Here is a 14,286-nt window from a genome sequence, read left to right on the forward strand (position 1 = left end):
GCTAAATCCAGATGAGCTAAGTAAATCCAGATGAGCTGAGTATGAAGTAAGGTCATCCTTCGAGAGCCTCAGGATGACGAGTTGGTTTTATTTTTTCATCAACTGCATTTCAATTCTATCAATTTCTTTTGTAAGTAAATTTTCTTCGGGATTTAAATATAAATTAGAATATACAGAAAGCTTTGCTATAGCATCGTTAATATTAAATTCATCCTGTTTTATTTCAACAAACATTTTTCGTACAGAATAATATTCGGCAAGATATTCCTGTTCTGTTTGTCCGGGTGTGGGAACTAAAATAGCTGAGCGTTTTAATGCAATTAAATCCATAATAGTTGTGTAGCCCGATCGGCTTATAATATATGTAGAATTATTAATTGCTTCTCTCATTTGGGTAGTATTCAGATGTGAAATAACCACAACATTATTAATTTCTTGTCTTTCTTGTACCTCTGTTGGTTTTCCTTTTACAATTAAACATTTGCATTTTAACTGCTGCATTTGTTTTAAAAGAATTTTTTCAAAATTTGTGCGTTGAGGTTCGGGACCGCTAATAATTGCCATTATTTCAAATTTTTCAATAAAATCTTTTTTGTTTGATTTGTTTTCGTCGTTAAATCTTGAAAGTAATCCTACAAAAGATGTTTTTCCGTTTAATGAATATTTATGCGAAAGGTCGCCGGCAATATATGGCATGTTTTCGTTATCTGGAATCCAGCAACGATTGTATTTATAAATAAAAAACCTATTAATTCTGTAAATTAAATATTCTGCAAATTGTAACTTCTTTGGCATTTTAATCATTACCTGATGAGTAATAAAAACTGAATAAGTGGATTTACTCCATAAACCAAAACGATTATCAGAAATTACTAAATCAATATTATACTTTTTAATGATTTTTTTTAAATGGCAATGTTCCTTTTTTATAGAAAACAACAATTTTGGGAAAAGTTTAAAAATATGAAATGCCATTGAACCATTTTTGGGATAAGTAATTTTTAAGCTGGAAAAAGGTTCGTGTTCAATATTGGGGAATTCGTTTTTAAATAATTCAATAGTGCTTTTACTTCCTGCTACTATAACATTGTGCCCTCTTTTAATAAGTTCGCGGATGATGGGAATATCTCTGGTGGCATGACCAAGTCCCCAATCAAGTGGACAAACTAATATGTTTAATTTTTTGTTCAATTTAAAAAGCCATTTGAACAGGAATATTGTTAAGTCTTATTTTTTGAGCAATTATTTCTAATTCTTCAGATTGAATTTTTATTAATTTTTTTGCAGGTGGCTCCCTGTCGATTGAATAAATCATCACATTTACCGGATTAAGATTTTTTACAACTTCTATCCATTTATTTAATTCTTCGTCAGAAGTGTTATCAACATTATTCCCATTAATTTCACCTTTTAAAAACATTGTTTGAACAATAATATTGTTTTTAAAGTTGTTAAGATTATCAATATAATTTTGAAAATTAAAAGAAAGAGGAGGGTTATTTATTAACCTGAAAGTCTTTTCAATTGCTGAGTCAAGTTTTAAAATTGGTAGATCAATTTTTTTTAATGCAGATAATATTTTTGTATTTCCTAAAGTAGTTGCATTACTTAAAACAGCAATTTTTTTATTTGGAAAGTATTTATTTCTAAGTGAAATAACATCGTCAATAATTTCAGAAAATTGTGGATGAAGAGTTGGCTCTCCGTTACCTGCAAAGGTTAAAACATCAAGTGATTCGTTATTCTCTTTTATTTCTATTAGTCGCGATTCGAGTGCGTCATAAACATTTTCTCTTTTGTTAAATCCTGTTGATGGTAATTCATCAGGATTCCAGCCACACTCGCAATAAACACAATTAAAACTACAAATTTTTGAATTAACAGGTAACAAATTAATACCAAGCGAAAATCCTAATCTTCTGCTTTTAATAGGACCAAAAATTATATCATGAAATAATAAAGACATTTTAATAATTTAAAATATTATTGATGTAAATGTACATTACATCAAAAGATAAACAAAATGTTATGGAAAAAACATATTAAGGCGTAAGTTAATGACGAGTAATGGTATAAAGAAGAAAAGTAGAGTCTGTTTAAATCTTTAACAATAATTATTGCTTGATAATTTTTTTGACAACAACAGGCATACCTTCGGCTTTTATTTTAACAAAATATACGCCCGGACTAAAACTGCTAATTGGCAGAATAAAATTTTCGTTACCCTGGCAGGTAAAGTTATCGCTTAGTAAAACATTGCTTCCTGATAAATTTCCTACTTCAATAGAAATTGTTGTTAATTTTTCAGTAGTTATATTTAATATCACACTTTCATGTGCTGGGTTCGGGAAAATATTAATGTTATTTTCGAAATCAGTAAATAATTCATCCTGAATATTACTGTAAATACTACTGGAACCAATAAATAATGATGTGCTTGCATGAGTAGCAGATGATGCCTGCATATTTAGAATAGTTGGAATTGTAACTAAGCCGGCTTTCTCAGGTGATATTTTGTATATTCTTATCGGTAAATTTTTAAATTGAAAACAGCCAAGGCTATCTGAAACTGCATATCTGATAGGCTCATTATTAGAGTTTAATAACAATACAGACATATTTGGTGCTAATTCCAGATTAATTAATCCAGGGCTGTTATTGCCAAACCAGTTATTGCAATAGATATTATATTCGAATGTATTTGGATCGGCTACATGTAAAAAACCTGATATAGTATCAGGACCATATAATATTTCGTTATTACAACTTAGGTTTATATTTTTATTGTAAAGTGAATTGTTTACCAGATCAATTGAGGCAGAATTCTGCCATTTAGTATTATTTCCAAAATATGTAGGTAAATAAGATGGGTAATAATTAATATCCAAATTAAAATTTGGAATGCAATAAGTAGTGTATTCACCAGAATTTAATTGGTTAAATTCATAATGTCCATTATTTAATTGACAGTACCTTATTGCTGTATAATGATTATTAACTTCCTTTAATAAAACAACAATTCCAGAAGGCAATAAAACTGAACCCGCAAATACATTACCTGAAATTGAATAATAGAGTGATGAAGTGTCTAATTCTGAACTTCCAACTTTTATAGTATCGCAAAAAGTATTTTCGCAATTATCTTCTGTAATAATAGTAAGACAGGCAACATATGAGCCTCTTTCCATGTACACATGCCTTGGATTTGGCTGGTTTGATGAAGTGCCATCACCAAAATCCCATTGCCAGTTAATTACTTTTGGTCCGGCATATGCTTTATTTGTAAAATCAATTAATTGGTTAACAGAGTTAACTTCATAAATATAAGTAACGTCACAAAGTGATTTTTGCTGAGCAACTCCTGTAATTGTAAGTGCTAATATTTGAATAAGATATAGTATTCTTTTCATAATAAATTATTTAAAGTTATATCTAATTCCTAATTTAATTCCTAAATTATTAAAACGCTGATTAATTATATTGTCTTTTTTGTATAAAGATAATAAATTAAACCTATAAACCGGTGCCGCAATTATAGAAATATTTTTCGAAGCATCATAAGCTGCCTCAATACCGACTATACCTGAAAACATTATTTTTCTGGTAGTTTTATTTTTTACATTTATTGTTCCAACTTCAGAATAAGGAGAAGGTAAGTTACCCGAAACAGATGTTAGAATTCCTGTAATAATTCCACCTCTAAGTGTGAAATTTAATTTTCCCTGACTAATTGTATAACCTGCAATTAATGGAATTTCAAAATATGAGAAAGTATTTATTGTTTTTTTGTGATCTATGGTATTCTTTTGTATTACCTGAGGTTTTGTTATTGTGTCAAAAGTTGTAATAAGTGTAGAGTCCTGAATTGTAATCCAGACAGAATCGCCATTTAATAAGAGACTATCTAAGTTAAGAACTTCAATTTCGAAGTAGTTATAATCATAATCAGGAATAATTTCAGTAACAATCGACGTAAAATACTTTGTATTTAAATATTTGTAATCTGGTTTATCGGTTAAACGAGTATATGAAAATCCTGTCTGAAATGAAAAATTTAAGTGTTTTGCCTGTACTAATAAACCGCCTGATAATGTTAGATTAGCTTTCGAGCCGCCATAATTTTTACTAAAGCTGTTAATTTCGGAATCATTGATTTTGTATGTTGAGCTTCCAAACATTGGTGTAACAAAGCCTTCAACAGACCAATGCCATTTTTTATTGTTAAAATCAAATTCAAGTCGGCTTTTTAATGAAGAATCAGAAAAAGATTCGGGGATAAGCTTGGGGTTACGATGTAACATTTTTAATAAACCGGAATAATCACGAACATGCAATTCGGTAAATAATTCATCGTTATCTATTATTGGTTCATGAACTGATACTTTATTGTTAATGAGGTTATTAGTATTGTTAAATTTTTCTTTTTTAACTGCAGTTTGATTTTTTTTGTTTAATTCTTTTACAATAATAACTTCTTCATTATTAGTAGTATTCGGATTACTAACTTTTGCATTTACTGAATTATGAATTATTGATACTTCGGTTAAAGTATTTGAATTGTTTATAGTATTTGTTTTGGTGTTTTTTTCAATTGGTGAATTAGTAAATAAAAAATCTTTATCGGAATAATTATAGCTTGTAAATATCAATGTTGAGCAAACAACTAAAATTGCAGACAAGTAATATACATTAAAACTTAATGGTGAGAAAACAATAAAATCTTTAAACCAAAGTCTGAATGCAATTTTTCTCCATGCTTTACTTGTTGGTTGAACGGTATAGTTATAGAATGCATTCTGAATATTAGAATACCACAGATTAGAATTTACGCCTTCCCAAACTTTTTGAGTTGGCTCAACATTCAAATTGTCGAAATTATTTTTAAATAAATCTTCTATATTTTGTTTACCGCTCATTATTTACTATTTCAACTTTTTCTTTTTTTAATTCTAATAACTTTGTTCTAAGAAGTTTTCTGGCTCGCGAATATTGAGATTTAGATGTTGTAACATCAATACCCATCATTTGTGCAATTTCTTTATGTTGAAAACCTTCAATAGCAAACATATTAAAAACCATTCTGTATCCGGGAGGAAGTTCTTGTACTACTTTTAACAGTTCTTCCAACGAAAATTCGTGTTCAACATTACCAGTTTCAAAATCTGTTTCGTTAACATCATCAATAGATTGTTTATAATAATGCTTAAGATTTTGCCTGTAATTAGTAATTGCAGTATTAATTATTATACGCTTCATCCAGCCTTCAAAAGAACCTGATCCTGAATATTGGCTAATTCTGCCAAATATTTTTAAAAATCCATCCTGTAAAATGTCTTCAGCTTCTTGCTTATCTTTAGCATATCTCATGCACATTCCTAAAAACTTAGATGCATAAATTTCATATAACATCTTTTGTGTTTTTCGGTTGTTTTTTAAGCAGCCTTCTATTATTTGCTGTTCGCTGAGCATTCTTTCAGACGTATGTTAGACTGAGTGGTATTTATAAAGGTTGCACATTAATAATACAAATATAATGAATTTTACGCCTATTGCATATTTAATGCACTTAAAATTTGTTTAACTGATGATAAAATGACACATGCACATTATTATGATTGATATTTTTGTTTTGTTGTTTTTTTTAATAAATTTATGGAAAATTTTGAGCATGCGTTATATACCATTTCTAATAATGGTTGTTTTATTTGTTAATAATGCATACTGCCAACCAGGGTTTATTGAAAACAAAGGGCAGTGGCATCCAAATGCATTGTATAAAACCGAACTTCCGGGTGGGGCATTGTTTTTAGAAAAAGATGGATTAACATATAATTTTGTAGACGAAAGGGACATACAACGTTCGCATGCTAACCAAAATTCAGGAAAAGAGAATATAAATAAAGGAACAGTTCATTTACATAGCTATAAAGTAAAATTCGGAAATACTTTTAAAAATGGTATAGTGGCATCCGGTAAGCATAATGACTATACAAACTACTTTGTTGGTAACGATACTAAAAAGTGGGTGTCAAAAGCATTAAAATATGATGAAGTAAGTTACAATAACATTTATCAGAATATTGATTTTAAAATTTATGTAAATAATGAAAAATCTATTCAATATGATTTTATAGTAAATCCAGGTGGTAATACTGATGACATTAGATTAACGTATGAAGGTCAGGAATCATTGTTTGTTGATGCTGACGGATCGTTAACAGTAAAAACAAGTTTTAATAAAATTACAGAATTAAAGCCATTTGCTTATCAGGAAATAAATGGTAATAAAATTAAAATACCTTGTAAGTTTCTTGTTCGTAGTGGGAATGTTGCATTTCAATTTCCAGAAGATTATAATCATAATTATCCTTTAGTAATTGATCCTGTGCTGGTATTTTCAACATATACAGGTTCTACTTATGATAATTGGGGATTTACGGCTACTTTCGACGAAAAATCTAACGTGTTTTCTGGTGGTATTTGTTTTAATGTTGGATATCCGGTATCTGTTGGGGCTTATCAGGTTAACTATGGAGGAGGCGAACAGCCACCAGGCTGGACTTATTATCAATATGGTTGTGACATTGCCATAATTAAATATGATGCGTCGGGAACACAACGCCTATGGGCAACATATCTTGGAGGCTCCCAAAGTGAAGAATTACCACATAGTTTGGTTTGTAACAGAAATGATGATTTAGTTATTTTTGGAACCACTGGTTCAGGCGATTTTCCAACAACAGCAAATGCTTATGATAACTCTTTTAATGGTGGAGATAGTGTAACTTATGATAATGCAATAGTTTTTGGCAATGGGATAGATATTTTTGTTTCAAAATTAAGTTACGATGGCTCACAACTCTTAGGTTCAACACTTATGGGTGGATCAGCTAATGATGGATTTAATTTTCGCCAGTATTATAATTTGATGGAAGGAAATGGTGCCCTTTATTACAATTATGCTGACGGTGCAAGAGGAGAAGTAATATGCGATGGAGCTGGAAATATTTATGTAGGTACATGTACTTTTTCGAGCAATTTTCCTGTTACTACAGGTAGTTTTAATACAGCATACAGTGGAAATCAGGAAGGTGTAGTTTTTAAATTTAATCCCGATTTATCCCAGTTAATGTGGAGCAGTTATTTTGGAGGAAGTAATGATGATGCAATTTATTCACTTGATTTAGATTTTAACGGTGATGTTTATATAGGTGGTGGAACCAATTCTATAAATATTCCGACTACTGGTGGAGTTTATCAGCCACTTGCACTAGGTGGAACAGCTGATGGTTTTTTTGCACATATTTCTGCAAACGGATCATCATTAATAAAATCGTCATATTTTGGTTCTTCACTTTACGATCAGGTATATTTTGTTAGAGTTGACAAATTATTAAATGTTTATATAACAGGTCAGACTACTGCTCCGGGAAGTACATTTATTTCAAATGCTGCTTACGGTACACCTAACAGCGGTCAGTTTATCGCAAAATTTCCGAATAATTTATCTAGTCCGGTTTGGAGTACCGTTTTCGGAACGGGAATAGGTAGGCCAAATATTTCAATTACTGCTTTCTCTGTTGATTATTGTAATCGTATTTATCTTGCAGGATGGGGAAGAGAATGGGCAGGTTATGGTGGAATAACATCATGGTCAAATATTCAGGGAACAAAAAATATGGATATTACTTCAAATGCATATCAATCTGTTACTGACGGGCAGGATTTTTACTTAATGGTAATGGCTGACGATGCTTCACACTTGGAATATGCAACTTATTTTGGCGAACAACATGGTACAGGAAACTGTGGCTATGATCATGTTGACGGAGGTACTAGTAGATTTGATAAAAGAGGATATATTTATGAATCAGTTTGCGCAAGCTGTGGTGCATGTAGCACTTTTCCAACCTCACCAAATCCAGGTGCCTGGTCTAATATAAATGCATCAACCAATTGTAATAATGCAGTTTTTAAATTCAGCTTTGAATTACCCTTAACAATTGCTGAGTTCTCAGCCAACCCCGTTTGTGTAAATGAACTGGTTCAGTTTGATAATACAAGTCAGCTGGCAACAAACTATCTGTGGGACTTTGGCGATGGAGATACTTCTTCTGTATTTGAACCAACACATGTATATAGTGCACCTGGAACTTATAACGTTACATTAATTGCATCTCATCCAACGTCATGTAATTTAGCAGATAGTATTACAAGAACAATAGTAGTTGAACAACTTTTAATTAATACTAATGATGCTGCAATATGTAATGGAAATAGTGCTTCTATTAATGCAAGTGTAACAGGAGCAATGTCAAGTTTAACATATTTATGGTCAACTAATATAAATTTTACTAATATTTTAAATTCTAATCATTCTGTAAGTAACTTGAATGTAAATCCAACCCAAACAACTACTTATTATATTCATGTTTCTTCTCAGCTTTGTGATGTAATAGATTCTGTAATTGTTTTTGTAAACCCTGTTGGGTTAACAATGAGTCCTGATACGGCAGTTTGTACCGGAAGTCAGATATCAATTCATGCATATAGCAGTGTTCCCGGCGACACATTATCATATACATGGTGGCCAACATCAAGTATAATTTCTGGTCAGGGAACATCAGAATTACAAGTGTTGCCTCCAACAAATACAATGTATTATGTTTCTGTAACAAATCAGCATAATTGCACCAGAATAGATTCAATTAATGTAATAGTAGATCAATTTACATTAAGCCCCGGAGCGGTAACAAATGTCAGGTGTTATGGTTTATGTAATGGCTCATTAACTGTTTATGCAAATAATGGAATGAATCCATATACTTTTGATTGGAGTAACGGAGATACATCTTCAGTAATTAATAACCTTTGTCCAAATAATTATACAGTAACTGTTACTGATGCTATTGGATGTAGTCATGTTTTACCATTTACAATTACTGAACCTCCTCAATTAAATGCAATTATTTCAAGTTTATCAACGGCATCTTGTGATCCGGTTCATCCAAATACTGGTTCAGCTGTAGTTACACCCTCCGGTGGTGTACCAAATTATTCTTATATATGGAATATTCCTCAACAGGATTCATTAATTACTAATCTTTTTGTTGGTATATACCATGTAACAGTAACTGATGCAAATAATTGCAGTACAATTTTAACAACTAATATTGTAGATCAGTCAAACCTAGCAATTTCCGCTACTACGCAAATGACACAATGCTATGGTACATGTGATGGTAATGCAACATCAAGTATTACAAGTTCAGGAGTACCACCATATTCATATTTGTGGAGTACTGGAAGTACAACTCCACAGATTTTAAATTTATGTTCGGGTTATTATATTATTTCTATTACAGATGCTGATTTTTGTGTAAGGGTACAAAGTGTTTTTGTTAATCAGCCCGATTCATTAAATTCAAAAATCACAACACCGGGAATAAACTGTTTTGGTGGAACTACTTCAGCAACTGGTTCTGTAATACATGGAGGAACGGCTCCTTACACTTATAGCTGGAGCACAAGCCAGACAGGTCCAACTATTACAGGTTTAACACCTGGCGGATATTGGCTTTATGTTTTAGATGCACATAACTGTCCTGATACTGCATATATAAATATTACACAACCGGCATTATTAACATATGATACAACAATTACTCCTGTTGCTTGTGCGGTTGCATGTAATGGAACAATACAACTTCCGGTTTATGGAGGCACTTTACCTTATCAGTTTAACTGGAGTAATGGTTCACATTCATATTCCTTATCAGAATTATGTGCAGGTAATTATAATGTAACTGTTACTGATGCTAAAGGTTGTACATTTATTGATGATTTTCAGGTAGGGATTTCAGATTATTTGCCTGTTGTTGATGCAACAACTAATGATAATATTATTTATGAAGGACAAAGCACACAACTTTTTGCTATTGCTAATTCAAATTATCAATTTTCATGGTCACCTTCTGGATCTATAAATGGCATTCATTTGCAAAATCCAATAGCTAGCCCAACTCAATCTATAACTTATCAGGTAATTGTTCAGGATAGTTATGGCTGTAGCAATACTGATACTGTTTCAATAATTGTAATGGATGTTATATGTGGTGAACCATATATTTATATTCCAAATGCATTTACTCCAAACAATGACGGACAGAATGATAAACTATATGTAAAAGCTGATATTGCTTCTGAGCTTTATTTTGCAATATATGACAGGTGGGGAGAAAAGGTTTTTTCGACAACTGATTCACATTATGGTTGGGATGGAATTTACAAAGGAAAGGTTTTAGATCCTGCTGTATTTGTATATTATTTAAAAGTTACTTGTATAAATAATTTACAATTTGAGAAAAAGGGAAATATTACACTAATAAGGTAATTGTGGGAAGAATTTATTTAACACTTATTTTCTTAATTATTTTAGCTCTAAAGTCTGTAGCTCAGGATATTCATTTTTCACAGTCAGACTTATCTCCAATAAATTTAAATCCTTCTTTATCAGGCAAGTTTAATTCTGATTATCGTCTTCACTTGAATCAACGAACACAATGGAGAAGTGTAACAGTTCCATATCGAACATTTTCTGCTTCTTTTGATGCTGCATTAAGAAAATTTCCCATTCCGGGATATTTTGGTGCTGGTATAGTTTTTAATACAGATAAAGCTGGTGATGGTGATTTTGGAACAAATCAGGCAAAACTTGCAATTGCATATCATTATAATTTTAAGAGTGATACTAACCTATTTGTTTCAATTGGCTTTGATTTTGCTTATAATCAGCATTCTGTAAATTATTCAAAGTTTTATTTTGGAAATCAGTATAATGGTTATACATACGATCCTAACCTGTTAAATGGAGAAACTTTTCCTTCTGATAATATGCATTATTTAGATGGCTCTTTAGGGTTGTCTGTAAATTATAAATATAAGAATGTTCCTATTGAAGCCGGTGTAGCTTTTCATCATCTGAATAAGCCCAAACAATCTTTTTTTGAGCAGTCTGCCGTAAATCTTGATAGTAAATTTGATCTTCATGCATCTGCTGATTTTACAATTAACGAAAAAACAGTGCTTCTTCCAACAATCTTTTGGTTTAGACAAGGAAAATTTAACGAACTAAATATTGGTGGGTTATTTCAAAAAAAGCTTAACAGTGTAGCTTTTCGATCAGTATATTTTGGAGGTTGGTATAGATTAAAGGATGCAGGAATTGTCTGCTTTGCTTTCGATTATCAGAATTTCAGAATAGGGGTAAGCTATGATATTAATGTTTCTTCATTAAAAGTAGCCAGCGGAGGAAGAGGAGGATTGGAGTTATCATTAAGATATATTTTGGGAAACCCTGATAAAACTATTATTCCAGGAAAACATATTTGTCCGCCTTATATATAAATAAATGAGAAGAGGATTATTTTTATTGTTGTTTGTAGTATTCTTGATTAATGTTGTTGAGGCACAGTCAATAAGGCAACTGGTTCATCGTGGCAACAAAGCTTTTAATTCTGAAAATTTTGAAGCAGCAGTTTTTTTCTATAATAAGGCAATACAAGTTAGTGAAACCCCACTCTTAGCATGGAAACTTGCTGAGTCAGCAAGAATGAACAGGGATTACCAACTTGCAGATAAATGGTATCATTTTGTAGCCGAACGTGAAATTAAAAAATATCCTCTTGCAACCTTTTGGATGGGAACAGTTGAAAAAAGCATGGGTTCTTATCAGAAAGCACAACTAAACTTTAGAAAGTATTTTAATGCAAACATAAAAACTAAAGACTATTTTACAGAAAAAGCCAGACACGAAATAACCTCGTGTGAGAATGCATTGTTCTTAACATTTGATCCTGTTGATACGCCTTTTAATAGAATGGATTCAACTTATAATAGTGCATATAGTGAGTTTCAGATTGCTGATTTTGGTGATACATTAAAATATATTTCTGCATTAAGACCTGAATCAACATCTGATAGTTTGAATTATTTTTCAAGAATTAAGTCATATATAATAAAGGATAGCACACAAAATATTTTATTACTTGACACCAATATTAATATTCCTAATAAAAATATTTCAAGCTTTACATTTATACCAAAATCTAATAAAATAATATTTGCAGCTTGTGATAGGAAGCCAGGTAAGTACAAATGTCAGTTATATCAGTCAGAGAAGCTTGCTAATCAATGGTTGCAACCGACAATATTAAGCAAGACTATAAATGCAGAAGGTTATTCAACAACAAATCCATGTTTTGCAAATACACACCAGGGAAGTTATCTGATATTCGCTTCTGATAGGACTGGTAGTATTGGAAAGCTAGATTTATGGTATAGTAAAATAGATAGTTTGGGAACATTTAACGAACCGGTAAACTTTGGAAAAAATATTAATAGCATCGACGATGAGTGTACTCCTTTTTATGATGATAAAACACAAACATTGTTTTTCGCAAGTGAATGGTTTGATAATCTTGGTGGAACTGATATCTTTTCAGTTCAGGGAAATCTAGTTCAGATGAAATATCCACAAAATATAGGATTTCCACTGAACTCTTCTAGTTATGATGTTTTTTACAATATCTCATCCGATAGAAGTAATGCATATTTCTCCTCTAATAGAACTTTAGATAAAGCTGCTTCAACAGCTGGATGTTGCAACGATTTATTTCAAATAACGCTGCCAAAACCAAAGATAGACTCGGTTCCAGATGTAAAACTTGAAACTAAGCTTATGCAGAAATCAGTAGAACTAATTCCTATTTCATTGTTTTTCCATAATGACGAACCAAATCCAAAAACTTGGGATACCACAACCAATATTAATTATGCTACATCTGCAGAAAATTATCTTTTACTAAAAAACAACTATCTGGATACGTGGTCTCAGAATTTAAAAGATGAAGCAAAAGATAAGGCTATGGTTGAAATTGAAGGTTTTTTTATTGATAGTGTGGAAAAGAATTTCAATAAGCTTATAAAGTTTTCTCAATTAATGGAACAATTACTGTCTATTGGACAGAATATTGAAATTACAATTAAGGGATTTGCAAGCCCTCTTAATAGTAATGCATATAATATTAATCTGTCGAAGAGAAGAATACAGAGTCTTGTAAACTTCTTCAACGAATATAAAGATGGAGTATTTGTACAATATATTAATGGGACAAATTCTAATGGAGCAAAGTTAAATATTAAACGAGAGGCATTTGGAGAAGAAATGGTTGTTACGGGAGTAAGTGATAATTTAAATGATGTTCGGAACTCAGTTTATAGCCCCTCGGCTGCGTGTGAAAGAAAAATTGCTGTCATTGCAGTTTCATTTACCAAGTAAATTCTCTTTTCCAAAATCATTTTTGTAGCTTTTTTGTAATATTTGTTTTCTAATTAAGCTCTGTTTTTGATAAAAAAAAGAACATAAATTAAGAGGAATACTTAAAACTTGTATGTATTTAGTGTTTGTTTTAAGACCAAATTAAACTAAAAATAAGAAGGATTTAATAAAATATTGCGATTCCAGTTTTCATTTCTAAAATTATTAGTTCTGTTATAGAGTATTTTAAAACTTTCTTTTAAAATAAAGTCATAAATGTTTGGAGAATTAAATTCCACCCTTTACCTTTGCATCCTCTTAAAAAAACGTTCTAACAAAATTGTGAAGAAAATATTTTCTAAAAAGTTTGCAGAGAATAAAAATTAGTTTACCTTTGCACTCCCAAAAATTAGAAAAATCGTTCTGATAAAATTGTTAAAAATATTTTCTAAAAAAAGTTTGCAGAGAATAAAATTTGTTTTACCTTTGCACTCCCAAAAATTAGAAAAACCGTTCTTTGAAAATATTGAAAAGGAAAATTTGAGGTAAGTAATTGTTAATTCTAATAGAGAAATTAATCTTGAGTAATATTTAACTCTTTATACTATGAAGAGTTTGATCCTGGCTCAGGATGAACGCTAGCGGCAGGCTTAACACATGCAAGTCGAGGGGCAGCACGAGTAGCAATATTTGGTGGCGACCGGCGCACGGGTGAGTAACGCGTATGCAATCTACCTTTAACTGGGGCATAGCTCCGAGAAATCGGAATTAATACCCCATAACATTAATGAGAGACATCTCTTATTAATTAAAGTTCCAACGGTTAAAGATGAGCATGCGTGCCATTAGCTTGTTGGTAGGGTAACGGCCTACCAAGGCTACGATGGCTAGGGGGTCTGAGAGGATGATCCCCCACACTGGTACTGAGACACGGACCAGACTCCTACGGGAGGCAGCAGTGAGGAATA

At 31.5% G+C, this 14,286-nt stretch carries 8 protein-coding genes and 1 rRNA gene; 4 read left to right on the forward strand and 5 right to left on the reverse strand.

The features are described 5' to 3' along the window. Nucleotides 1-87: 87 nt before the first annotated feature. The 5 genes from HY951_10425 to HY951_10445 form a co-directional block, all read right to left on the reverse strand. On the reverse strand, nt 88-1,191 hold the full coding sequence (locus HY951_10425; GenBank protein MBI5540463.1) for a glycosyltransferase: 1,104 nt from the start codon (nt 1,189-1,191) through the stop codon (nt 88-90). A 1-nt stretch (nt 1,192) separates the two neighbouring features. Then, a complete protein-coding gene (locus HY951_10430) occupies nt 1,193-1,966 on the reverse strand; it encodes a radical SAM protein (GenBank protein ID MBI5540464.1) in 774 nt (257 codons plus the stop codon). A gap of 148 nt (nt 1,967-2,114) precedes the next feature. Beyond that, on the reverse strand, nt 2,115-3,410 hold the full coding sequence (locus HY951_10435; protein ID MBI5540465.1) for a T9SS type A sorting domain-containing protein: 1,296 nt from the start codon (nt 3,408-3,410) through the stop codon (nt 2,115-2,117). 6 nt (nt 3,411-3,416) lie between these two features. Beyond that, nucleotides 3,417-4,916: a hypothetical protein gene (locus tag HY951_10440; GenBank protein MBI5540466.1), complete on the reverse strand. Its 1,500-nt coding sequence runs from the start codon at nt 4,914-4,916 to the stop codon at nt 3,417-3,419. After that, on the reverse strand, nt 4,906-5,469 hold the full coding sequence (locus tag HY951_10445; protein MBI5540467.1) for a sigma-70 family RNA polymerase sigma factor: 564 nt from the start codon (nt 5,467-5,469) through the stop codon (nt 4,906-4,908). Before HY951_10445 ends, HY951_10440 begins: the two co-directional genes overlap by 11 nt. A gap of 199 nt (nt 5,470-5,668) precedes the next feature. On the opposite strand from HY951_10445, the gene HY951_10450 reads away from it, so the two are divergent. The 4 genes from HY951_10450 to HY951_10465 all read left to right on the forward strand — a co-directional run. Then, a complete protein-coding gene (locus tag HY951_10450; protein MBI5540468.1) occupies nt 5,669-10,393 on the forward strand; it encodes a gliding motility-associated C-terminal domain-containing protein in 4,725 nt (1,574 codons plus the stop codon). 2 nt (nt 10,394-10,395) lie between these two features. Then, nucleotides 10,396-11,406, forward strand: coding sequence for a PorP/SprF family type IX secretion system membrane protein (locus HY951_10455; protein ID MBI5540469.1), 1,011 nt, complete (start codon nt 10,396-10,398; stop codon nt 11,404-11,406). Nucleotides 11,407-11,410: 4 nt separating this feature from the next. Further along, nucleotides 11,411-13,339, forward strand: coding sequence for a hypothetical protein (locus HY951_10460; protein ID MBI5540470.1), 1,929 nt, complete (start codon nt 11,411-11,413; stop codon nt 13,337-13,339). A gap of 581 nt (nt 13,340-13,920) precedes the next feature. Further along, nucleotides 13,921-14,286, forward strand: a 16S ribosomal RNA gene (locus HY951_10465); the annotation flags it as partial.

It is taken from the genome of Bacteroidia bacterium (genome assembly GCA_016218155.1).
In the GTDB taxonomy this organism is placed as follows: domain Bacteria; phylum Bacteroidota; class Bacteroidia; order Bacteroidales; family GWA2-32-17; genus GWA2-32-17.

Coding starts and splice junctions, on each gene's coding strand:
- HY951_10445 (MBI5540467.1), bottom strand. CDS start 5,469: ATGCTCAGCGAACAGCAAATAATAGAAGGCTGCTTAAAAAACAACCGA.
- HY951_10460 (MBI5540470.1), top strand. CDS start 11,411: ATGAGAAGAGGATTATTTTTATTGTTGTTTGTAGTATTCTTGATTAAT.
- HY951_10430 (MBI5540464.1), bottom strand. CDS start 1,966: ATGTCTTTATTATTTCATGATATAATTTTTGGTCCTATTAAAAGCAGA.
- HY951_10440 (MBI5540466.1), bottom strand. CDS start 4,916: ATGAGCGGTAAACAAAATATAGAAGATTTATTTAAAAATAATTTCGAC.
- HY951_10450 (MBI5540468.1), top strand. CDS start 5,669: ATGCGTTATATACCATTTCTAATAATGGTTGTTTTATTTGTTAATAAT.
- HY951_10435 (MBI5540465.1), bottom strand. CDS start 3,410: ATGAAAAGAATACTATATCTTATTCAAATATTAGCACTTACAATTACA.